Below are 21,613 nucleotides of genomic sequence, written 5' to 3' on the forward strand. Positions count from 1 at the left end.
CCGCAACGCCCTACCCGACGCGGAATCGCCCCGGCCGCCCCAGCGCGACCGGGGCGATTCCCGTTCATCGGACACCGGGGACGGGTCATCGGGACACCCGCTGGCGGGCCCTTCCGCTCGCTCCAAGGATCGAGCCACCCACCCCCTGGAAGGAATCCCGATGCGCCCCACCGCATTCGCCGCCACCATGCTGGCCGCCGCCTGCCTTGCCCTCACCCCCATCGGCGCGGGCGTCGCCACCGCCGCGCCCGCCTGCGACACCCCGAACCCGGAGACCCGCGCCCAGATCGACAACCTCTTCGCCGCCTACGGCCCGTACTTCGACTACGGGCAGTCCGACGCCTGGGCCGGATTGTTCACCGAGGACGGCGTTTTCAGCTTCCCCGGCAGCGACGGCAACCGGCAGGTGATCCACGGCCGCACCGCCCTGGCCGCCTTCGCGGCCAAGGCACATCAGCCCGGCCAGGTGTTCGCACACTACCCCGGCAGGACGCTGATGATCCGGGAGGGCAACAAGGTGCACGCCTTCACCCCGGTCGGCGTGGTGCAGGTGGACACCACCAAGCAATTTGCCGCCCAGTTCTCGGCGCTGGGTTCCTACGACGACATCATCGCCCTGGCCCCGCAGGGGCCGCGCTTCGAGAGCCGGACCGCCGGAATCTACGGTGACGGTGCGCTACCGGACGCCTTCACCAGGTGTGGTTCCTGAATCCGATTTTCGGAGGAACCACCTCCGGTTCGGTCGAACTCGGGATAGAGTGGGCGGCATGTCTGCCGCAGTGCCGCCCAACGGAATTCGTCACGCGCTCGTTCTCGGAGGGGGTGGCGCGGTCGGCCTGAGCTGGATGGCGGGCGTTGTCATCGGCCTGCGCGAGAACGGTATCGACACCGCACTTGCCGAGCGAATCGTCGGCACCTCCGCCGGTGCCGTCGTCGGCGCGGCGCTCGCCGCCGAGGTCGATCTGAACATGCTGCTCCGGCGGCCCTCCCCGGACTCCGACACCCCGCCGATCAACTTCGACCCGAATGCCTTCGGCGAAATCATGGGCATTCTGGCCACTCCTGGTCTGGACCCGAACGAGGCCCGCCGCCGCGCCGGCGTCCGTGCACTCGAAATGAACGTCGGCGATCCGGCCGACCACGTCGCCCGCATAGGCGCCTTCGTCGGCAATGCCGAATGGCCGCGACGCGACCTCCGGATCACCGCCTGCAGCGTCACCACCGGCGAACTCCAGGTCTGGACCCCCGATGGCAAGGCCACCCTCCCCGAGGCCCTTGCCTCCAGCACGTCGGTCCCCGGCGTCTTCCCGCCCATCCTGGTCGACGGCACCTTCTACATCGACGGCGGTATGCGCTCACCTATCAATGCCGACCTGGCGGCGGGCGCGGAACGCATCCTGATCATCGAACCCCTGGCCCACCTGTTCCCGCACAGCCCATCCGATCGTGACCTGGGCGGCGCGGCAACGAGTTTCATCGTCCCGGACGCAGGTGCCATTGCCGCCTACGGTCCCGATCTGTTCAACGCCGCTGCCCTCGAACCTGCCTATGAAGCGGGTCTGCGGCAGGGTGTGGAGGCAGCCCCGGGCCTGAAGGACTTCTGGCCCGCAGCCTGAAGCGGATCCGAACCGGAACCTGGCCGCCGCGCGGGAGTTGCCGGCGAGGGCGGCATCGCGGTTGGGCTGGGCCTGCGAATCGCTATGGAGAGCAACTGATTCCGTCTCGGAGGGCCTGATCGGCCGCCTTCCCCGGAGCACTAGGCTGAAACCCGACCGCTCGGTAGAAAGGTGGGATTTCTCATGTCCGACGCCGGCCTCGGCCTCGTCTCCTACGGCCAAACCCGCGTCCTGGTGGACGATTTCGCGTCCAGCTATCGCTTCTATCGCGACGTCCTGGGCCTGCCCCTGAAGCAGGAGGTGCCCGGCGACGTCCCCGAATCCGACGCCGGCCCGTACGCCTGCTTCACCCTCGGCGGCCAGGATCTCGCGCTGTTCACCCGCGCCTACATGGACGCCGCGATCGGCGCCGCGCACCGCCCGCGCGGCGAGATCGACACGGTCGTCGTGGTTTTGCGCGTCGCCGATGTCGACTCGGCCGTCGAGACCCTGCGCGAGCGCGGCGCCCGGATCGCCGCCGAGCCCGCCGATCAGCCCGCGTGGGGCATGCGCGTGGCGCACGTGCGGGCTCCGGAGGGCACGCTCGTGGAGCTGTGCCACTACGACGACTGACGCGATCTTGTTCGCTGTTGGCGAACCCTTCCGGCGGGCGATCGAACGCTTGTCCGTATCGCCTCTCTCACGCCCGCCGCACCGCGGCGGGCGTAGTTCTCGGTGCCGGGAGGTTTAAGCCGTCAGTGGCCGCGTGAGGGGTGGAAAACGGGCCGTTCCGGCGGTGGCGGGGCTGCCCCGAACCGGCCCGACCTGCACGGGAAGGTGTCGGAATTGTGTGTTTCGGCACCGTTCGCAGTGCCTCGGGTGATACGCGACACGCGGTACTGAATCGAACGACACGCCGAGAAATCCAAGAAAAATCCAGGTCGCGTGATTACAGGTCGGTCACGGTTTTGTGCGAGGCCCGTCCGACCTCTCCCGGGCCCTGTCAAGTCCGTGAAAAAGCCCAGGCTGCAAGGCTATTCGCGACCGTGCCGAGCCGATCGCGGGGGGCGGTCCGGCACTGCCCGCGCCGCTGCCCATCCGGCCCGGTCGCGGCCCGAATCACGCGCTGACCTGGGGGGTGGGTTCGCAATCGGCAAGCGTCGTGGGTACGGTCGCTGAGACCACCGGGTTACCGGAGGTAGATCAAGCAATGAACGATGAGACGGAGGAACCGTGGCCCTTCCCCAGCTGACTGACGAGCAGCGCGCCGCTGCTTTGGAGAAGGCGGCTGCCGCTCGCCGCGCTCGGGCGGAGCTCAAGGAGCGCTTGAAGCGTGGTGGCACCGATCTGAAGACGGTCCTTGCGGACGCCGAGAAGGACGAAGTCCTCGGCAAGATGAAGGTTTCGGCGCTGCTCGAGGCCCTGCCGAAGGTTGGCAAGGTCAAGGCGGCCGAGATCATGAGCGAGCTCGAGATCGCTCCCACCCGCCGCCTGCGCGGACTGGGCGACCGGCAGCGTAAGGCGCTGCTGGCCCGGTTCGACTTCAGCGCCGAATAATCCGAGGGTGGTCGAACACACTCGGAAGGGTCGACTGGTTGTCCTGGTCGGCCCCTCGGCCGTCGGTAAGTCCACCGTCGTGCGCTGCGTGCGCGAACGACTGCCCGAATTGGTATTCAGTGTGTCGGCCACCACCCGGGCTCCGCGGCCCGGGGAGGTCGACGGCCGGGACTACCGATTCGTCACCCGTGAGAAGTTCGACGCCATGATCGAGGCGGGCGAACTGCTCGAATGGGCCGACATCCATGGTGGACTGCAGCGGTCGGGCACCCCGGCCGCACCCGTGCGGGAAGCGCTCACGTCCGGACATCACGTCCTGATCGAGGTGGACCTCGAGGGCGCGCGCTCGATCCGCAAGACCATGCCGGAAGCCAAACTGGTCTTCCTGGCCCCACCCAGCTGGGACGAGCTGGTGTCCCGCCTGACCTCGCGCGGGACGGAATCGCCCGAGGTGATCGAGCGTCGTCTGCAGACCGCTCGCACCGAATTGGCTGCATGTGACGAGTTCGACATCGTCATCGTGAACGACCACGTGACCAGCGCCTGTGAGCAGTTGGTATCGTTGTTCGTTAGCACAAATTCGGGGTCATAGGTCCCGAACCACCGGCTCGTCTTCGAAGTGAGCCGGACGCCACCCTTCCGAACAACCCCGCAGGAGTCCTCCTAGTGAGTACGGACATCAAGACCGCGCCCGCCTACGACACTCCGGTCGGCCTCACCAACCCGCCGATCGACGAACTGCTGGAGCGGACTTCGTCCAAGTACGCGCTGGTCATCTACGCGGCCAAGCGGGCCCGCCAGATCAACGATTACTACAACCAGCTCGGCGACGGCATTCTCGAATACGTCGGTCCGCTGGTCGAGCCGGGTCTGCAGGAGAAGCCGCTGTCGGTGGCGATGCGCGAGATCCACGCCGACCTGCTCGAGCACTCCGAAGGGGAGTAGTCCCGCGGTGACCCGGATCGTCGTCGGAGTCGGCGGCGGTATCGCCGCCTACAAGAGCTGCAACCTCGTGCGCCGGTTCACCGAAACCGGGCACGAGGTTCGTGTCATTCCCACCGAGTCGGCGCTGCAATTCGTCGGCAAGGCCACCTTCGAGGCGCTGTCCGGCCACCCCGTGCACACCGGTGTCTTCGCCGATGTGCCCGAGGTGCCGCACGTGCGCCTCGGCCAGGAGGCCGACCTGGTCGTCATCGCCCCCGCCACCGCGGACCTCATGGCCCGTGCCGCGCAGGGCCGCGCCGACGATCTGCTGACCGCGACGCTGCTGACCGCGCGCTGTCCGATCCTGTTCGCCCCGGCCATGCACACCGAGATGTGGGAGCACCCGGCCACCCGGGCGAACGTGGCGACGCTGCGCGCGCACGGCGCCGTGGTCATGGAACCGGCCTCGGGCCGGCTGACCGGCACCGACACCGGCCCGGGCCGGCTGCCCGAGCCGGAGGAGATCTTCGGTCTGGCCCGGCTGCTGCTCGAACGCGCCGACGCCCTGCCGCGCGACCTCGAGGGCCGCCGCGTCGTGGTGTCCGCGGGCGGCACCCGGGAACCGCTGGATCCGGTGCGCTTCCTGGGCAATCGGAGTTCCGGCAAGCAGGGCTACGCGATCGCCCGCCTGGCCGCCCAGCGCGGTGCGCAGGTGACGCTGATCGCGGGCAATACCATCGGGCTCGAACCGCCGGCCGCGGTCGAGGTCGTGCACGTGACCACCGCCGAACAGCTGAAGGTGGCCGTCGACAAGCACTCGCTGGGTGCGGACGCGGTCGTCATGGCCGCGGCGGTGGCCGACTTCCGTCCGGTGAACGTGGCGGCGGCCAAGATCAAAAAGGGTGCGGGAGAACCGGATTCGATCGCGCTCGCCAAGACACCGGATATCCTGGCCGGGTTGGTGCAGTCCCGTCGCGACGGGCACCTACCGGGCACCGCGATCGTCGGCTTCGCCGCCGAGACCGGGGACGAGCACGCGGATGTGCTCACCCACGCCCGGGCCAAACTGGCCCGTAAAGGCTGCGACCTGCTGGTCGTGAATGCCGTCGGGGAGGGGAAGGCCTTCGAGGTCGACACCAACGACGGCTGGTTGCTCGGTGCCGACGGCACCGAGATCGCCCTGGACCACGGGTCCAAGGCACTGCTGGCCAGCCGGGTGCTGGATGCACTCGGCCCCTTGCTCCGCTGAAGCCTCGGCACCGCAGGGTTCGGGCACTTGCCGCTGTCTCCCGCTGGGACGGCAGATTAACGGCGACTGTCTGAGTCACGATGTGTTCTTAACGAGGGCGGCTCGCCCCTGTGACGAACATATTGGAATAACCTGAGACAAAGGGTTGTGCGATGCAGCGGAGACGCTACTGTCGCCACCCGATACGAGAAACCCGTTGAGGGAGAGGGAACAACTGTGCGCACGTCTGGCAGCCGCCTATTCACCAGTGAGTCGGTGACCGAGGGTCACCCCGACAAGATCTGTGATGCCATCAGCGATTCCATCCTCGACGCGTTGCTCGCGGCCGATCCGCGCAGCCGGGTCGCGGTGGAGACCCTGGTGACCACCGGTCAGGTGCACGTGGCCGGTGAGGTCACCACCACGGCCTACGCCGATATCCCGACCATCGTCCGCGAGAAGGTCCTGGAGATCGGGTACGACTCCTCCGCAAAGGGTTTCGACGGCGCCTCCTGCGGCGTGAACGTCGCCATCGGCGCCCAGTCGCCGGACATCGCCATGGGCGTGGACACCTCGCACGAGGCCCGCGTGGGCGGCGAGGACGACGAGATCGCCCGTCAGGGCGCGGGCGACCAGGGCCTGATGTTCGGCTACGCCACCATCGAGACCCCCGAGCTGATGCCGCTGCCGATCTCGCTGGCGCACAAGCTGTCTCGCCGCCTGACCGAGGTCCGCAAGTCCGGCGTGCTGCCGTACCTGCGTCCCGACGGCAAGACCCAGGTCACCATCGAGTACGACGGCGCCATCCCCAAGCGCCTCGACACCGTGGTCATCTCGACCCAGCACGCGGCCGACATCGACCTGGACAACCTGCTCACCCCGGACATCCGCGAGAAGGTCGTCGACGCGGTGCTCGGCGAGCTCCAGCTGCCCAACCCGCTGGACACCTCCGATGTCCGCCTGCTGGTCAACCCGACCGGCAAGTTCGTGCTCGGTGGACCCATGGGTGACGCGGGCCTGACCGGCCGCAAGATCATCGTCGACACCTACGGCGGCATGGCCCGCCACGGTGGCGGCGCCTTCTCGGGCAAGGATCCGTCGAAGGTCGACCGCTCGGCCGCCTACGCCATGCGCTGGGTCGCCAAGAATGTCGTCGCCGCCGGCCTGGCCGAGCGGGTCGAGGTCCAGGTCGCCTACGCCATCGGCAAGGCCGCCCCGGTCGGCCTGTTCGTCGAGACCTTCGGCAGCGAGCTGATCGACCCGATCAAGATCTCCGACGCCATCGGTCAGGTCTTCGACCTGCGTCCCGGCGCGATCATCCGCGACCTGGACCTGCTGCGCCCGATCTATGCGCCGACCGCCGCCTACGGCCACTTCGGCCGCACCGACGTCGATCTGCCGTGGGAGCGCACCGACCGCGCGGAGAAGCTGCGTGCGGCCGCCGGGCTGTAATTGACCGGCACCCCACCACTCTCGACGGGAGCGTCGGGCACGGAGACCCCCTCCGAGTCCGACGCTCCCGCCAAGCGCAGGGAGGTGGAGCGCGTTGGCGAGTCCCGCCCGATCGCGCGGGTCCTGCCCCTGCTCGAACCCGCCCACCTGGACCGGGATTTCGACTACCTGGTCCCGCCCGAGATGGACGAACTCGCCCAGCCCGGCGTTCGCGTCCGCGTCCGCTTCTCCGGCCGCCTCGTCGACGGCTACCTCCTCGAACGCCGCGAAAAGTCCGATCACACCGGCAAACTCGTCCGCCTCGAACGCGTGGTCTCCGGCGAACGCGTCCTCACCCCGGAGATCCTCGCGCTCGTCACCGCCGTGGCCGCCCGATACGCGGGCACCCGCGCGGACGTCCTCCGCCTCGCCATCCCGCCCCGCCACGCCAAGGTCGAATCCGAGGGCGTGGAAAAGCCCGAAAAGCCCAAGCGCACTTCGAAGAAGAGCCCACCGGCCGCTGATCCTGTTGTGGCAGTGGATGATTCGGCCCACCCCGACGTTACGCAGGCCCGCACCACCGCATCGCATCCGAGTGACGCGACGATCTCCGTCGCGCCCGGAAACGCTGAAGACGCTGCCGCACACCCCGTTCCGCAAGGTGCCGAATCGGCGGGGGAGTCGGCACTCGCGATCGCGGAAGGCAGAAGCGACATCGGGGACGTCGCGCACGGCGAGGGTGCGGACACCGCCCCGGTCCAGGGCAGCGATGTATCCGCCGATGAGGTGACTCTTGTCGCCGACAGGGATTCGGTGTCGATGGCTGTGGCCGTCGATTCGGGCGCGGTCGCCGCCGAAAGCTCGACGGGAACCGTTGCTGCGCAGCCTGATCTGGTTGTGCTCGGCACCGGCGACCACTCGACGGCGTCAGCGGCCGCGGCGCCGGCGGACGAGTCCGGGGAGCAGCCGGTGACTGCTGCTTCGCCGACGTCGGCCGCTGAGTTCCCGGCGTGGGGGCGGTATGTCCACGGGCATTCGTTCCTGGGCGCGCTGGCGGCGGGGCGCGGGCCGCGGGCGGGGTGGCAGGCATTGCCGGGGGAGGACTGGGCGCGGCGGCTGGCGGAGCTGGCGGCGGTGACCGTGCGTGGCGGCCGCAGTGCGGTGATCATGGTGCCGGATCAGCGGGATCTGGATCGGGTGCTGGGGGAATGTGTTGTGCTGGTGGGGGAGTCGGCGGTGGGGCTGGCGGCGGGGCTGGGGCCCTCGGCGCGGTATCGGCGGTGGCTGTCGGTGTTGCGTGGGAAGGCGCGGGTCGTCGTGGGGACGCGCAGTGCCGTGTTCTCGCCGGTGAAAGACCTTGGGCTGATCGCCATCTGGGATGACGGGGACGATACCTTCGCCGAACCGCGGTCGCCGTATCCGCATGCGCGGGAAGTGGCCATGTTGCGGGCGCACGAGACCGGGGCGGCGTTCGTGGCGGGCGGGTTCTCGCGGACGGCCGAGGTGCAGGCGATCGTCGAATCCGGCTGGGCGCACGATCTGCTCGCGGATCGGGCCGTGGTGCGGCAGGCCATGCCGCGCATCACCGCGCCCGGCGATACCGACGCGGCATTGGAGCGGGACCCGATCGCGCAGGCCATCCGCATTCCGGCCGTGGCGTTCACGGAGGCGCGCAAGGCGATCAAAGCCGGTGGGCCGGTGCTGGTTCAGGTGCCGCGGCGCGGATACATCCCGGCGCTGGCCTGCGCCAAGTGCCGGACCCCGGCGCGCTGCCGCCATTGCAACGGTCCACTGGCGCTGCCGGACAGCGCGCCCGCGTCACGTGCCGCGCTGCGCAGCGGGCGGGAAGGGGTGGCCGAGGCGCAGAGTCCGGCCTGCCGATGGTGCGGGATCACCGAGGCGGCCTTCCGCTGCGGAGCCTGCGGATCGCGGGCGCTGCGGGCCGTCGTCATCGGTGCGTCGCGCACGGCCGAAGAACTGGGACGCGCGTTTCCCGGTGTGCCCGTGCGAGGTTCGGGCGGGTCGTCGATCCTGAACACCGTGCCGGAGGGCCCGCAGGTCGTGGTGTCCACCATCGGCGCGGAACCCCGGGTGCCCGGCGGTTACGCGGTCGCCATGCTGCTCGACGGCTGGGCCCTGCTCGGCCGCGCCGATCTCCGCGCCGCCGAGGATGCCCTGCGCCGCTGGATGTCGGCCGCGGCGCTGGTGCGCCCCGGTGGCCGGGTCATCGTCATGGCCGACGCCGGGATCCCGACCGTGCAGGCGCTGGTGCGCTGGGATCCGGTGTGGCACGCCGGTTTCGAGCTCGAGCAGCGCACGGAGGTGCGCTTCCCGCCCGCGGTCCGCTTCGCCGCCATCGACGGCACCTCGGACTCCATCGCCGAATTGCTCGGCGAGGCACAGCTTCCCGACGGCGTCGAGATCCTGGGTCCGGTGCCGCTGCCGCCGGGTGCGCGAAAGCCGTTCTCCTCCGGCGACTCTCCCGCCGAGGTCGAACGCATGATCCTGCGCGCCGACCGCGCCACCGGCGCGGCCCTCTCCCGTGCCCTCACCGCCGCTCAGGCCGTCCGCAGTACTCATCGCTCCGACGCGCCCCTGCGCGTCCAGATCGACCCCATCGACATCGGCTGAACTCGGTCAGGGGCCGGTGATTTCGTCGCGGGGGAGGGCGGCGAGGGTGATGAGGGCATTGAGGAAGCCGCGGCGATCGGCGGCGGGGAGCTTGCCCAGCAGGTGATCCTCCTGGGCCTGGATCCCGGCCTGCGCCGCGTCGCGGAGGCGACGGCCCTCGGGGGTGAGGGCGAGCAGCCGGGCCCGGCGGTCGGCCGGATCGGGGTGGCGTTCGATGAGGCCGCGTTCCTGCAGGTCGTCGAGCACCGCGATGATGCGCGTCTTGTCCGCCCCGATCTCCTGCGCCAGCACGCCCTGACCCCGCGCGGGCCCCTCGTCCAGATGCAGCAGCACGACGTACGCCCACATGGTGAGTCCGTGTGCGGCGAGCACCGGTTGCTCGGCCGCCATGAGGGCGCGGCCCAGGGGGACGATCATCGCTGCCAGGTCCGGACGGTCTGTCATGCGGACAAGATTAGGCGGCGCGCCGGTGCGGCCTTTCGATCGTGTCGCCGGCGCGGGTCAGAATCGCGTCGGCGTCGAACTTTTCGGCCTGCCAGGAGTCGACGCCGATGCCGACCCGGCCGCGCCAGGCCCGCACGATCGCGGTGTGCACCGGCCACCGCACGAACCGGCGCATATCCCGCTCCGACTCCCACACCGAGATCGAGCCGCCGCGGAACTCGGCCGGCCTGCCCCACAGCCACAGGCCGACCGCGCCCTGCATGACCGGCCACGTTTTCCCCAATTCCAGCCCGGTCGTATAGATCTCGCGCGACTCCGTCTCCGAGCTCGCGAGGAAATCGGTGACGCTGACGAAGACCGGGCCCGAGAACTGGTGATTCGGGCCGGGATTCCACGGCATCAGCACGGTGCCGTCCGAGAACGATTTAGTATGCATATGCTTACGATAAGCGATAGCGTACTAAATGTTCAATGGCGAGATTCACCGGAAGGCCGGAGCCACGCGGGCCGCCCATTCGGCGTATCCGGTTGCCCGGCGGCCCAGCACCCGCTCGACATCGCCGCTGACCAGCTGCTCCTCGGGCGTCGGCTCACCGAGGATGGTGAGCGTGTGGTCGGCGACCGATTCCGGCATGAACCGCAGCATGTTCACCCGGGCCTGCTCGCGGGTGAGCTCCGCGAACCGCAGCGGCTCGCCCAGTGCGGCCGCCAGCGCCTGTGCCTGCTGGCGCGGGGTGACGAGCTCGGGACCGGTCACCGTGTAGACCTGCCGATCATGGCCGTCCTCCCGCAGCGCCGCCGCGGCCACGGCCGCGATATCGGCCGGATCCACCTGCGGCAGACCGACATCCCCGAACGGCGCGGGAATCATCCGCTCGGCCCGCACCGGCTCGATCCAGGCGAAGGTATTGCTGAAGAACCCGCCCGGCCGTAGCACCGTCCACTCCAGATCCGAAGCGGCCAGCGCCTGCTCGAATTCCAGCGTGCGCGCGTAGCCGTCGCTGCCCGGCCGCGTCACCGCGCCCTGCGAGGACAGGAACACCACTCGCCGGACACCCGCCGCCGCAACGGTTTCCAGCACCTCGGCGGCCGCCGGTCCCGCCACCAGCTGCGGGCCCGTGATGAGCAGGAACAACGCCCGCGCACCCGCCACCGCCCCGGCGAGGCTGTCCAGCTCCCCGATATCGGCGCGGCGGTGCTCGGCGCCCTCGGGCAGATCCACCGGCTTCTCGCCCCGCGACACCGCGACCACCTTCTCGCCGGCCTCCGCGAGCTCTCGCACGAGAGCGCTGCCGACATTTCCGGTCGCACCGGTTACCACGATCATCTGTCCACTCCTGAGTTAGTTGGCTGACTAACTCGAACCATAGGGCATGTGACCGGGCATTGTCTATAGTTAGTTGTATGACTAACTCAGCGCCGCGAGCGACGGCCGCGAAGGCGGGGAAGCGGGAGCGGCTCGCGGACGCGGCGGCCAAGGTATTCCACGAACAGGGCGTCGAGAAGACGACCATTGCCGATATCGCGCGCGCCGCCGAGGTGCCGGTGGGCAACGTGTACTACTACTTCAAGACCAAGGATCAGCTGGTCCAGGCCGCGATCGGCGCTCACGCCCGCACCGCCCAGGAGATCATCGCGGCCCTGGAACTCTTCGACGCCCCCGCCGAACGACTGAAGGCCCTCGTCCGCGGCTGGGTCGACCAGCGCGACCTCGCCGCCCAATTCGGTTGCCCCTCCGGCTCTCTCGCCACCGAACTCGACAAACGCGCCGACGGCCTCGACCGCGAACTCGCCGCCGTCATGCGCGGCCTCCTGGACTGGATCGACGCCCAGTTCGCCGCCATGGGCCGCACCGACTTTCATGAACTGGCCGTCGCCCTGCTGGCCGCCTACCAGGGAATCTCCCTGCTCACCAACACCTTCCGCGACCCCGCGATGATGGAAGCGGAAGGCGCACGGCTGGAACGCTGGATCGACTCCCTCGTCCCCGCAACCTGAGCCCCCCATACGGCCGCGAGGCGCATTGGCCCATTCGGGCAGATGGGCGGCTCGGGTCAGCTGGCTGAGCGCAATTTCGTGAAGCCGGGGCGCGCGCCGGATGCGGATGCGTGAGTGTGGCGCCGGTCGTGCGGTTCGGGCCCGGGCGGCGCGGCGAGTTCGGGTCAGTTCAGTTGAGGCTGAGCGGGTCTCACGGACCAGCGGCCCTCGTCGCGGAGGATGCGGACCGGGTGGTCGAAGCAGGCGCTGATGTGGGCGGTGGTGATCACCTCGCCGACCGGGCCCGCGGCGACCGTGTGGCCGTTGCGCAGGAGCATGGCGTGGGTGGTGCCCGGCGGGAGTTCTTCCAGATGGTGGGTGACCAGGACCGAGGCGAGGCCGGGGTGGGAGCGCTGGAGCAGGTCGAGACGTTCCAGGAGTTGTTCGCGCCCGGCCAGATCCAGGCCGGTGGCGGGTTCGTCGAGCAGGAGCAGGCGCGGGTTCGGCATGAGGGCGCGGGCGATGAGGGTGCGGCCGCGCTGGCCCTGGGACAGGATCTGCCAGTCGGCGTCACGGCGGTGGGACAGGCCGAGCAGGTCGATCAGGCGGTCGGCCTCGGCGAGCTGGGCGGGCGTCGCGTGCCAGCGGGGGATGAGGCCGGCGGTGTTGGTCGCGCCGGTGATCACCACGTCGCGGACCGTGAGCGGGCCGCTCGGGGCGTGGCGCGGATCGACATGGCCGATGCCGGCCCGCAGGGCGCGCATGTCCACCCGGCCCAGCCGCTCCCCGAGCACCTCCACGCTGCCCCGGGTCGGATGCTCGAACGCACCGAGCATGCGCAGCAAGGTGGTCTTGCCCGCGCCGTTGGGACCCAGTAGCGCCCAGTGCTCACCGGCGCGCACGGTGAGCGAAACCCCTTGCAGGATGGGGTTTCCGCCGCGCACCACCGTCACGTCGCTCACGTTCAGCACCGGATCCGTCATGGGCCCACCGTAGCAAATTCCTCAGACAAGTTGAGGAGTAGTGGTTCGGCTCACGGACCGGCGGGGCAATGCGCGAGCGGGCTGACCGGTCACCGCGGTGTCGCGGGGACCCGGCGTGGTTGCGTGGCGACCACATCGATATCTGCTGCGGCGCGCGGGCTGGATACGACGAGTCTGCTTGTGCAGGTGCGGGATTCGGCGACGTTCTCGGCGGGGTCGCCTGTGTAGGGTGGCGGGATGGCGATCGACGCGGTGCTGTTCGACTTCTCCGGTACGGTTTTCCGATTCGAGGAGTCCGCCTTCCACGACGCACAGCTCACCGACGCCGCCGGTCGCCTGCTCGATACCCGCGAGATCGCCGAGATCATGCGCCGGCTCACCGCGCCCGTGGGGCAGATCGTGCGGTTCGATGCCGAGGGCCAATATGCCTGGGAGAATCGGGATCTCGATCCGGCGCTGCACCGCCGCGCCTATCTGGAGGTGCTCGAGCAGACCGGTGTTCCGCACGCGCAGGCTCTGCAGGTCTACGAGCTGCTGCTCGATCCGGACGGCTGGACGCCCTACCCGGATACCGGTGAGGTGCTGCGCGCGCTGCACGAGAGCGGCGTGCGGGTGGGCATGGTCAGCAATATCGCGTTCGACATCCGCCCGGCCTTCGCCGATCGCGGCTGGGATCGATATATCGGCGATTACGCGCTGTCCTTCGAAATCGGTGCGATCAAACCCGACGCGCGCATCTTCAAATCGGCGCTCGACAACCTCGGCGCGACCCCGGCGAACACCCTCATGGTCGGCGACAGCGCCGAGGCCGACGGTGGTGCGGCCGCTATCGGCTGCGCATTCGCCCTGGTCGACCCACTGCCGACGGCTGAACGCCCGTCCGGGCTGTGGGAGGCCGTCCGCACCCATGGTCTCCTGACCGTCTAAGTCCAAACCGGACGGTTTGTGTCTCGCTCCACTCTTGTCGTGGATAGATTGTCGATATATCGTCGATAGCAACAAACACAACGACGAGCCTTGAAGGAGGCACGACCATGGAGAACATGGACAACATCGAACGGGGCCGCGGCCCCTGGCGGCGACTGCGCGCCGAAGAGCAGCAGGGCCCCGAACACCCGCGGATGCGTCGCGGTGGCCCGCGTGGCCCGCGCGGCGACTTCGGCCCGCACCGCCACGGCCACGGTCGTGGTTTCGGCCCGGACTTCGGTCCCGGCTTCGGACCCGGTCCGCACTTCGGCCGCGGTCGCGGCCGGGGCGGGCGCGGCCGGCGCGGCGATGTCCGCGCGGCTATCCTCCTGCTGCTGCAGGAGCGGCCCATGCACGGCTACGAGCTGATCCAGCAGATTCGCGAACGCAGCCAGGATGTCTGGCGTCCCAGCCCGGGCTCCATCTATCCCGCGCTCGCGCAGCTCGAGGACGAGGGGCTGGTGCTGATCGAGAAGGTGTCGGGTCGAAAGACGGCCAAGCTCACCGAATCCGGTGTCGAGTACGTCGAGGCCAACCGCACCGAGCTGGGCGATCCCTGGCAGGACGTCAAGGACGGCGTCGGCGATCAGGCCCTGGACCTGCGCGGACTGGTCGGCCAGCTGATGGGCGCGGTCGCCCAGGTGGCCGCGGTCGGCACGCAGGAGCAGGCGGCCAAGGCGGCCGAGGTGCTCACCGAGGCGCGCCGCTCGCTCTACCGGATCCTCGCCGAGGACGACACACCCGAAAAGTAATGGCCTCGAAACCTCGCTTCTGGCTGGAACATTCGGGCCGATTCCGGCGAAGATCGTGACATGGGACAAAAGCGCCCCATGCGATCTTGTGACATGGGACAACAGAGGAGCCGGACCCGCGCACTGCGCCGCGTGGCACCGGTGGGGGTGATGGCGCTGGCGGCCGCCGTGATCGGTACGGCCGCCACACCGACGGGGACGTACGCACAGGCCGAACCGGCCGTGATTCCGGTACTGCAGGTACCGGCGCAACAGGGGCCGCCGCAGACCGAACATCTGGCGGCGGCCCGCTATCTCAAGGAGCATCCGGACGCGGCGCCCCAGGGCGCCAACGACTTCGGCTGCAAACCGACCGCGGAGCATCCGCGCCCGGTGGTGCTCGCACACGGCACCGACTCCTCGGCCTACTCCGACTGGTCGGGCATCAGCCCACTCCTGGCCCAGGCCGGGATCTGCGTGTTCGCCCTCAACTACGGCGGCAAACCCGGCAAGGACACCTACGGCACCGAGGACGTGTGGGCCAGCTCCGCGCAGATCGGCACCTTCGTCGATCAGGTGCTCGCCGCGACCGGGGCCACCCAGGTGGATCTGGTCGGATTCTCGCAGGGCGCCAGCGTGACCCGGTACTGGATCAACAAGCTCGGCGGCGCGCCGAAGGTCGGCCAGTGGATCGGCCTGGCCTCGCCCAGCTACGGCGGGATCATGTACGGGCTGGTGCCGATCGCCGACGCGGTGCCGGGCATCTACAAGCTCGTGGAGATGGGGTCCTCCACCGCCGCCATTCAACAGGCGGCCGGATCGCCGTTCATCAGGGACCTGAACGCGGGCGGCGACACGGTGCCCGGTGTGAAATACACGACGATCGGCAGTCGCGTCGATGAAATGATCCAGCCCAACACCAACATCGCGCTGCATGGCGCGGGCGCCACCAATATCGTGCTGCAGGAGCAGTGCGCGGAGGACCTGACCGGGCATTTCCACCTGGTGTACGACCCGTTCGTGCAGCGGCTGGTGGTCAATCTGCTCGATCCCGCGCACCCCGTGACACCGGCCTGCGTGCCGGTCGCACTGGGCACCGGCATCAGCGATGTCGTGTTGGCGGCGCATTCCTGATCAGGGTGGTCACGGGCGTCCGTAAAATGAGACGACCGTATTCGTTCGCTATCGGGAGCTGCCCGTGACCATCCAGCCTGTCCGCCTGTTCGGCGATCCGATCCTGCGCGCCCGCGCGGCGGAGGTCGAGACGTTCGACCGGGAGGTGCGCCAGCTGGTGACCGACCTCATCGACACCATGTACGAGAGCGGGGGCGTCGGCATGGCGGCCCCGCAGATCGGGGTCGGGCTTCGGGTATTCGTCTACGACACCGGCGACGCGCAGGGGCATCTGATCAACCCGGTCTTCGAGGTGATCGGCGACGAGACCCAGACCGGGCCGGAGGGCTGCCTGTCGATTCCGGGCGTGCGCTTCGACGTGACGCGCCCGCTGACCGTGCTGGCCCGCGGTGTCGACATGGACGGCAAGCCGGTCGAGTTCCGGGCCGAGGGGCTGCTGGCGCGCTGCGTGCAGCACGAGACCGACCATCTCGACGGGGTGCTGTTCCTGCAGCGGCTGGAGTCGGCCTCGCGCAAGGAGGCCATGCGTACCATCCGGGAATCCGGTTGGTTCACACAGGGAGTCACGGTGCTGCCGGCGTCCGAGATCGGTGGCGGGCGTCGCGCGGCGGCCGGTGACCGGGAACGGAGTCGCTGATATGCGTCTGGTCTTCGCGGGAACCCCCGAACCGGCGGTGCCGTCGCTACGGCGGCTCATCGAATCCTCCAGGCACGAGGTGGTCGGGGTGGTGACCCGGCCGGACGCGGTGGCCGGACGCGGCCGCAAGATCACCCGCTCGCCCATCGGGCGGCTGGCCGACGAGCACGGGATTCCCGTGTTCACGCCCAAGCGGCCGTCGGAGCCCGAATTCATCGAGCAGCTGACGGCTTTGGCGCCCGACTGCTGCCCGGTGGTGGCCTACGGCGCGCTGCTGCCCGAACCGGTGCTCGACATTCCCCGGCACGGCTGGATCAACCTGCACTTCTCGCTGCTGCCCGCCTGGCGCGGCGCCGCACCGGTGCAGGCCGCCATCCTCGCCGGTGACGAGTACACCGGCGCGTCGACCTTCCGCATCGAGAAGGGCCTCGACACCGGCCCGGTCTTCGGCACCATGACCGAGCGCATCGCCGTCGCCGACACCGCGGGCTCGCTGCTGGAACGGCTCGCCGACAGCGGTTCGGTCCTGCTGGAATCCACCCTCGACGCTGTGGAAGACGGCACCGTGCACGCGATTCCGCAGCCCCTGGACGGTATCTCCTACGCCCCCAAGGTGGATCCCGAGGCCGGTCGCATCCGCTGGAGCCAGCCCGCCCTCGCCATCGACCGCCGGATTCGCGCGGTTACCCCCGCCCCCGGCGCCTGGACCGAAATCGACGGCAAACGCCTCAAACTCGGCCCCGTCGAGATGGTGGAGGAGACGCTCCCGGTCGGCACCATCGACATTCGCAAGACCGGCGTCTACCTCGGCACCGCGAGCACCGCGGTCCGCCTCACCCAGGTCCAGCCCCAGGGCAAACGCATGATGCCCGCCCTGGACTGGGCCCGCGGCGCCCGCCTCGAGCCCGGCACGGTGGTCGAGTGACCCGCCCGGACGGCGAAGGCCGCGACCGCGATTCGCGCACCGGCGGTCGCCCGCAGTCCGGCGACGGCGACCAGCGCCGCGGCTTCCGCCGCTCCGCATCCGCCGGGGATTCGGGCACCTCGCGGGCGAGCGACCGATCCCAGGGTGATCAGCGCCGCGCGCCGGGATACGGAACCGACGACACACGCGGTGCGAACTCTAGGGGCGGCACGCAATCCGGTGAGGGTGACCAGCGCCGCGGCTTCCGCCGCTCCGCCGGGACGGCAGGCGATTCGGGTGCGGCAGGATCCTCCGGATCGCGCGGGGCCGACGGCGGGGACCAGCGGCGCGCAGGCTTCGGCAAGGGCGAACGCCCTGCGGGAGACCGCAATTCGGGGTCGAACCGGTCGAGTGGCGGAAATCGCGGGCGTGACGGGTATGGGTCGGGCACCGGCCGCGGGCGCGATTCGGCGGCCGGCGGTCGGCAGAGCGACGACCGGCGCGGCGGATTCTCGGAAGGGGACCGGGATTCCGGGTCGAACCGGTCGGATCGCGGGTCTCGCGGTGGCGAGAGGCGGGGTGCGGGACGTGACCACACGGCGTCCACGGGCGGACGTTCCGTCGGTGGTGACCGGGCGGGCGGCCGGAGTGGCTCGTTCGATCGCGAAAGCACCGCGGGGCAGGGGGGCCGGGGACCGAAGCGGACCGCGGCGGACGCGAAGGCCGGCATGAGCAGTGCCGCGGCCCGGCGGGCCGAGCGGGCCGGGGCCGATCCGGTGCGGGTGGTGGCGCGGGATGTGCTGCGAGCCGTTCGGGAGCGGGATGCCTACGCGAATCTGGTGCTGCCCGGACTGCTGCGGGAGCGGCATATCAGTGGGCGTGATGCCGCGCTGGCCACCGAGTTGACCTATGGAGCCTCGCGGTCGCAGGGGCTGCTGGACGCGGTGATCGCGGAGTGCGCGGGGCGAGGTGTCGAGGAGATCGACGGACCGCTCCTGGATGCGTTGCGGCTGGGGACCTATCAGCTGCTGCGCACCCGGATCGGCGCGCACGCGGCGGTCGACACCTCCGTCGCGCTGGTGCGAGCGGAGTACGGGCAGGGGCGGGCCGGGTTCGTGAACGCGGTGCTGCGGCGGGTGGCCGAACGCACTCCCGAGGAGTGGGTGGAACGGCTCGCGCCGCGAGATCCGCTGGGGCACTTGGCATTCGAGTACGCGCACCCGGTCTGGATCGCGCAGGCCTTCGCGGACGCCCTGGGCGCGCGGGCCGGTGAGCTGGCCGACGCGCTGGCGGCCGACGACGCACGGCCCGCCGTGCACCTGGTGGCGCGCCCCGGCGATATCACCGCCGAGGAACTGGCCCTGGTCACCGGCGGCGAGGAAGGCCGCTGGTCGCCGTACGCGGTGTACCTCGAGGGCGGTGACCCGGCGAAACTGGAGCCGGTCCGCGAGGGCATGGCCGCCGTCCAGGACGAGGGCAGCCAGCTGGTCGCCCTGGCCGTCACCCGCGCACCCCTCGAGGGCCCCGACACCGGCCGCTGGCTCGACCTGTGTGCCGGGCCGGGCGGAAAAACCGCGCTGCTGGCCGCGATCGCGGATATCGACGGCTTCCGCGTCGATGCCGTCGAACCCGCGGAGCACCGCGCCGACCTGGTCCGTCAGGCGACCCGCGGCATGCCCGTGGACGTCCATGTCGCCGACGGCCGCGACAGCGGCCTGACTCCGGGCTTCGACCGCATCCTCGTCGACGCCCCCTGTACCGGTCTGGGCGCCCTGCGCCGCCGCCCGGAGGCCCGCTGGCGCCGCCGGCCCTCCGACGTCCGCGACCTGGTCACCCTGCAGCGCGAACTCCTCACCGCCGCATGGGATCTCGTCCGCCCCGGCGGTGTCGTGATCTACTCGACCTGCTCCCCGCACCTCCCGGAAACGGTCTCCGTGGTGGCCGATATGGTCCGCCGAACCGGCGCGGAACAGCTCGACACCCGCGAGCTGCTCCCGGGCGTCCCGGAACTCGGCGACGGCCCCGGCGCCCAGCTGTGGCCCCACCGCCACGGCACCGACGCCATGTTCCTGGCCGCGCTGCGCAAACCGCTTCAGCCGCAATAAGGTCCGACTCGCACGGCCGTTCGGCCTCGGTCCACCCGTGCACCGAGGCCGAACGCTGGGCGAGCCGACCTGTGCGCCGCAGACCCATCGGCGGTCGCGTGATTCTGTAACCCGCAGATCCACCGGCGGTCGTGTGGGTGCGTGGCGCGGACCTACCGACGGTCGCGTAGTTCGGTGTGCCGCAAACTCACCGGCGGCTGCGCGAACGTGGACGTCGCCGCGGTCGTGGTTCGGTGCGGGCCGGGTGGTAGTGGATTCGCGGCGGTTGTCAGCCGGGGACGTTGCGGTCGAGCTCGTCGAGCCAGGCGGCGGCCGAGGCATCACTCGGCGCGCGCCAATCACCGCGTGGGGACAGGGACCCACCCGACCCGACCTTGGGGGCATTCGGGAGGGTGGAGCGTTTGAACTGGCTGGTCTGGATGAAACGGCGCAGGAATTCGGCCAGCCAGTGTTTGACGGCGGGCAGGTCGTATTCGTGGCGCTGGTCGGCGGGGACGAGGTCGGGCCAGCCGCCGCGGGCGCGGTCGGACCAGACATGGTGGGCCAGGTAGGCGATGCGGCTCGGCAGGTCGCCGAAGCGCAGCAGGTGGTAGAGGTGGAAGTCCTGGAGTTCGTAGGGGCCGACGGTGGCCTCGGAGCTCTGCGGCGGAGCGTCGCCGTCGGCAGGAATGAGTTCGGGGGAGATCTCGGTGGCGAGAATGGAGGCCAGGACCTCACCCGCCTCGGGCCCCAGCTCGCCGGTGTCGATCGTCCAGGCCACCAGGTATTTGATCAATGTCTTGGGGACCGAGGCGTTCACGCTGTAGTGGGCCATGTGGTCGCCGACGCCGAAGGTGCACCAGCCCAGCGCGAGTTCGCTGAGGTCGCCGGTGCCGACGACCAGGGCATCGTGCAGATTGGCGAGCCGGAACAGGTGTGAGGTGCGCTCGCCCGCCTGCACGTTCTCGTAGGTGACGTCGTACTGCGGAACCCCTTCGGCGGCAGGGTGCTTCAGGTCTCGCAGCATCTGCGTGGCCGATGGCCGGATGTCGATCTCGTGTGCCGTCGCCCCGACCGCCCGCATGAGCCGCCGCGCGTCCTCGAGGGTGCGGGTGCTGGTGGCGAAGCCGGGCATGGTGTACGCCAGGACATTCGAGCGCGGCAGTCCCAGCCGGTCCATGGTCTTGGCGGCCACGATGAGCGCCACCGTGGAGTCCAGGCCGCCGGACACCCCGATCACCACCCGCTGTGATCCGGTGGCGATCAGCCGTGTGCTCAGTCCCTCCACCTGGATGCGATGCACCTCGGCGCAGCGCTCGTTGCGGCGGGCCGGATCGGCGGGAACATAGGGGAAGCGCGGGATCTCGCGCCGCAGCGCGACGGTCCCGACGGGCACGGGCAGCTCGACGTCGATGCGCCGGAACCGTTCCAGCCGCTCTCGATGATCGTGCACGGTGTCGGCGAAGCTGGTGGTGCGCAGCCGGTCCGCGGCCAGCCGCCGCAGATCGATATCGGCGGTGACCACCTGCGGGTGTCCGGCGAACCGCTCGCCCTCCGCCAGCACATTGCCGTTCTCACATACCAGTGCCTGTCCGTCCCAGGCCATGTCGGTGGTCGACTCGCCGTGCCCGGCAGCCGAATACAGGTAGGCCGCGAGATACCGCGCCGAATGTGAGGCGCACAGTTCGCGCCGGTAGTCGGCCTTGCCGATGACGATATTGCTGGCCGACAGATTCACCAGCACACTGGCGCCGGCCAGCGCGGCGAAACCGCTGGGCGGCAACGGTACCCAGCCGTCCTCGCAGATCTCGAGATGGAACACGAAATCCGGCAGGTTGCTCGCGGCGAACAGCAGATCGGCCCCGAACGGCACCCGCTGCCCGGCGATCACCACCTGGTCGTCGAGGGCCTCCCGCGCAGCCGCGAACTGCCGCTTCTCGTAGAACTCCCGATAGTTGGGCAGGTAGCTCTTGGGCGCGGCGCCCAGCACCCGGCCCCGGTGAATCACGATGCCGCAGTTGAACAGCCGGCCCTGCGCCCGCACCGGCGCGCCCACCACCAGCACCGTCTCGATGGCGGTGCTCTCCTCGACCACGCGCTCGAGCGCCAGGCCGACCGCGGCGTCCAGCGCGTCCTGATGGAACAGGTCGTCGGCGGTGTAGCTGGACAGCCCGAGTTCGGGGAAGATCGTCAGCGCCGCGTGCTCGGCCGCGGCGCGCCGGGCCAGCAGCAGGGTCTGTTCGGCGTTGAAGCCCGGATCGGCGACCCGCACCGGTGGCACGGCCACCGCGACCCGCGCGAACCCGTGCCGATACAGCGAATCGAACGGCAGTTGCTGTGACAACACCGACCCCTTTGCATCCGGCCGAGGCGATCATGACCCGACC

21 protein-coding genes are annotated in these 21,613 nt (G+C 70.0%); 16 read left to right on the forward strand and 5 right to left on the reverse strand.

The features are described from left to right. Positions 1-160 precede the first annotated feature (160 nt). The 9 genes from ACFXN1_RS01850 to ACFXN1_RS01890 all read left to right on the forward strand — a co-directional run bounded on the left by ACFXN1_RS01850 (position 161) and on the right by ACFXN1_RS01890 (position 9,366). The gene (locus ACFXN1_RS01850; RefSeq protein WP_379440069.1) at positions 161-709 is read left to right on the forward strand and encodes a nuclear transport factor 2 family protein; all 549 of its coding nucleotides are present in this window, start codon (positions 161-163) and stop codon (positions 707-709) included. Positions 710-767: 58 nt separating this feature from the next. Next, a complete protein-coding gene (locus ACFXN1_RS01855) occupies positions 768-1,616 on the forward strand; it encodes a patatin-like phospholipase family protein (protein WP_379400460.1) in 849 nt (282 codons plus the stop codon). A 183-nt stretch (positions 1,617-1,799) separates the two neighbouring features. After that, positions 1,800-2,228 carry a VOC family protein gene (locus ACFXN1_RS01860; RefSeq protein WP_379400459.1) on the forward strand — a complete coding sequence of 143 codons (429 nt, stop codon included), beginning with the start codon at positions 1,800-1,802 and terminating at the stop codon, positions 2,226-2,228. Between the two features lie 600 nt (positions 2,229-2,828). Next, positions 2,829-3,152: an integration host factor, actinobacterial type gene (gene mihF / locus ACFXN1_RS01865; protein ID WP_033086940.1), complete on the forward strand. Its 324-nt coding sequence runs from the start codon at positions 2,829-2,831 to the stop codon at positions 3,150-3,152. A gap of 7 nt (positions 3,153-3,159) precedes the next feature. Next, positions 3,160-3,744: a guanylate kinase gene (gene gmk, locus ACFXN1_RS01870; RefSeq protein ID WP_379440071.1), complete on the forward strand. Its 585-nt coding sequence runs from the start codon at positions 3,160-3,162 to the stop codon at positions 3,742-3,744. 74 nt (positions 3,745-3,818) lie between these two features. Continuing rightward, entirely contained in the window at positions 3,819-4,097 is a 279-nt protein-coding gene (rpoZ, locus tag ACFXN1_RS01875) for a DNA-directed RNA polymerase subunit omega (RefSeq protein WP_067713345.1), read from the forward strand. Positions 4,098-4,104: 7 nt separating this feature from the next. Further along, the gene (coaBC, locus tag ACFXN1_RS01880; RefSeq protein WP_354837421.1) at positions 4,105-5,325 is read left to right on the forward strand and encodes a bifunctional phosphopantothenoylcysteine decarboxylase/phosphopantothenate--cysteine ligase CoaBC; all 1,221 of its coding nucleotides are present in this window, start codon (positions 4,105-4,107) and stop codon (positions 5,323-5,325) included. Between the two features lie 216 nt (positions 5,326-5,541). Further along, positions 5,542-6,756 carry a methionine adenosyltransferase gene (gene metK / locus ACFXN1_RS01885; RefSeq protein WP_379400457.1) on the forward strand — a complete coding sequence of 405 codons (1,215 nt, stop codon included), beginning with the start codon at positions 5,542-5,544 and terminating at the stop codon, positions 6,754-6,756. Between the two features lie 84 nt (positions 6,757-6,840). Further along, positions 6,841-9,366, forward strand: coding sequence for a primosomal protein N' (locus ACFXN1_RS01890; protein ID WP_379440073.1), 2,526 nt, complete (start codon positions 6,841-6,843; stop codon positions 9,364-9,366). 6 nt (positions 9,367-9,372) lie between these two features. On the opposite strand, the gene ACFXN1_RS01895 is transcribed toward ACFXN1_RS01890, so the two are convergent. Genes ACFXN1_RS01895 through ACFXN1_RS01905 form a run of 3 tightly spaced genes read right to left on the reverse strand, consistent with a single transcriptional unit; the run spans position 9,373 to position 11,137 of the window. Next, positions 9,373-9,810 (reverse strand): MarR family winged helix-turn-helix transcriptional regulator, encoded by a 438-nt coding sequence (locus ACFXN1_RS01895; RefSeq protein ID WP_357003188.1) that lies wholly within the window; start codon positions 9,808-9,810, stop codon positions 9,373-9,375. A gap of 10 nt (positions 9,811-9,820) precedes the next feature. Then, complete coding sequence (locus tag ACFXN1_RS01900; protein ID WP_379400455.1) at positions 9,821-10,246, reverse strand: hypothetical protein; 426 nt, start codon at positions 10,244-10,246, stop codon at positions 9,821-9,823. A gap of 45 nt (positions 10,247-10,291) precedes the next feature. After that, complete coding sequence (locus tag ACFXN1_RS01905; protein ID WP_379440074.1) at positions 10,292-11,137, reverse strand: SDR family oxidoreductase; 846 nt, start codon at positions 11,135-11,137, stop codon at positions 10,292-10,294. Between the two features lie 77 nt (positions 11,138-11,214). On the opposite strand from ACFXN1_RS01905, the gene ACFXN1_RS01910 reads away from it, so the two are divergent. Continuing rightward, entirely contained in the window at positions 11,215-11,808 is a 594-nt protein-coding gene (locus ACFXN1_RS01910) for a TetR/AcrR family transcriptional regulator (RefSeq protein ID WP_379440076.1), read from the forward strand. A 164-nt stretch (positions 11,809-11,972) separates the two neighbouring features. Here ACFXN1_RS01910 and ACFXN1_RS01915 read toward each other — a convergent pair whose 3' ends face one another. Continuing rightward, complete coding sequence (locus ACFXN1_RS01915) at positions 11,973-12,770, reverse strand: ABC transporter ATP-binding protein (RefSeq protein ID WP_379440077.1); 798 nt, start codon at positions 12,768-12,770, stop codon at positions 11,973-11,975. Between the two features lie 237 nt (positions 12,771-13,007). Here ACFXN1_RS01915 and ACFXN1_RS01920 point away from each other — a divergent pair, with 237 nt between their 5' ends. The 6 genes from ACFXN1_RS01920 to ACFXN1_RS01945 all read left to right on the forward strand — a co-directional run bounded on the left by ACFXN1_RS01920 (position 13,008) and on the right by ACFXN1_RS01945 (position 19,247). Continuing rightward, positions 13,008-13,697 carry an HAD family hydrolase gene (locus ACFXN1_RS01920; RefSeq protein ID WP_379440079.1) on the forward strand — a complete coding sequence of 230 codons (690 nt, stop codon included), beginning with the start codon at positions 13,008-13,010 and terminating at the stop codon, positions 13,695-13,697. 194 nt (positions 13,698-13,891) lie between these two features. After that, a complete protein-coding gene (locus tag ACFXN1_RS01925; protein WP_379400497.1) occupies positions 13,892-14,488 on the forward strand; it encodes a PadR family transcriptional regulator in 597 nt (198 codons plus the stop codon). Between the two features lie 93 nt (positions 14,489-14,581). Further along, positions 14,582-15,601, forward strand: coding sequence for an esterase/lipase family protein (locus ACFXN1_RS01930; RefSeq protein ID WP_379440080.1), 1,020 nt, complete (start codon positions 14,582-14,584; stop codon positions 15,599-15,601). Positions 15,602-15,665: 64 nt separating this feature from the next. Further along, on the forward strand, positions 15,666-16,238 hold the full coding sequence (gene def / locus ACFXN1_RS01935; protein ID WP_379440082.1) for a peptide deformylase: 573 nt from the start codon (positions 15,666-15,668) through the stop codon (positions 16,236-16,238). 1 nt (position 16,239) lies between these two features. Beyond that, positions 16,240-17,163 (forward strand): methionyl-tRNA formyltransferase, encoded by a 924-nt coding sequence (gene fmt / locus ACFXN1_RS01940; RefSeq protein WP_364612524.1) that lies wholly within the window; start codon positions 16,240-16,242, stop codon positions 17,161-17,163. 707 nt (positions 17,164-17,870) lie between these two features. After that, entirely contained in the window at positions 17,871-19,247 is a 1,377-nt protein-coding gene (locus tag ACFXN1_RS01945; protein ID WP_379440083.1) for an RsmB/NOP family class I SAM-dependent RNA methyltransferase, read from the forward strand. Between the two features lie 268 nt (positions 19,248-19,515). On the opposite strand, the gene ACFXN1_RS01950 is transcribed toward ACFXN1_RS01945, so the two are convergent. Continuing rightward, positions 19,516-21,570 (reverse strand): NAD(+) synthase, encoded by a 2,055-nt coding sequence (locus ACFXN1_RS01950; RefSeq protein ID WP_379440085.1) that lies wholly within the window; start codon positions 21,568-21,570, stop codon positions 19,516-19,518. Positions 21,571-21,613: the final 43 nt, after the last annotated feature.

The organism is Nocardia sp. NPDC059154, from assembly GCF_042755705.1.
Lineage (GTDB): Bacteria > Actinomycetota > Actinomycetes > Mycobacteriales > Mycobacteriaceae > Nocardia.

Excerpts from the sequence above, each read along its gene's own strand:
- ACFXN1_RS01905 (WP_379440074.1), bottom strand. The coding sequence starts at position 11,137 with ATGATCGTGGTAACCGGTGCGACCGGAAATGTCGGCAGCGCTCTCGTG.
- ACFXN1_RS01925 (WP_379400497.1), top strand. The coding sequence starts at position 13,892 with ATGCGTCGCGGTGGCCCGCGTGGCCCGCGCGGCGACTTCGGCCCGCAC.
- fmt (WP_364612524.1), top strand. The coding sequence starts at position 16,240 with ATGCGTCTGGTCTTCGCGGGAACCCCCGAACCGGCGGTGCCGTCGCTA.
- ACFXN1_RS01920 (WP_379440079.1), top strand. The coding sequence starts at position 13,008 with ATGGCGATCGACGCGGTGCTGTTCGACTTCTCCGGTACGGTTTTCCGA.
- ACFXN1_RS01910 (WP_379440076.1), top strand. The coding sequence starts at position 11,215 with ATGACTAACTCAGCGCCGCGAGCGACGGCCGCGAAGGCGGGGAAGCGG.
- ACFXN1_RS01945 (WP_379440083.1), top strand. The coding sequence starts at position 17,871 with ATGAGCAGTGCCGCGGCCCGGCGGGCCGAGCGGGCCGGGGCCGATCCG.
- ACFXN1_RS01895 (WP_357003188.1), bottom strand. The coding sequence starts at position 9,810 with ATGACAGACCGTCCGGACCTGGCAGCGATGATCGTCCCCCTGGGCCGC.
- ACFXN1_RS01850 (WP_379440069.1), top strand. The coding sequence starts at position 161 with ATGCGCCCCACCGCATTCGCCGCCACCATGCTGGCCGCCGCCTGCCTT.
- ACFXN1_RS01915 (WP_379440077.1), bottom strand. The coding sequence starts at position 12,770 with ATGACGGATCCGGTGCTGAACGTGAGCGACGTGACGGTGGTGCGCGGC.
- ACFXN1_RS01860 (WP_379400459.1), top strand. The coding sequence starts at position 1,800 with ATGTCCGACGCCGGCCTCGGCCTCGTCTCCTACGGCCAAACCCGCGTC.
- ACFXN1_RS01855 (WP_379400460.1), top strand. The coding sequence starts at position 768 with ATGTCTGCCGCAGTGCCGCCCAACGGAATTCGTCACGCGCTCGTTCTC.
- ACFXN1_RS01900 (WP_379400455.1), bottom strand. The coding sequence starts at position 10,246 with ATGCATACTAAATCGTTCTCGGACGGCACCGTGCTGATGCCGTGGAAT.
- ACFXN1_RS01930 (WP_379440080.1), top strand. The coding sequence starts at position 14,582 with ATGGGACAACAGAGGAGCCGGACCCGCGCACTGCGCCGCGTGGCACCG.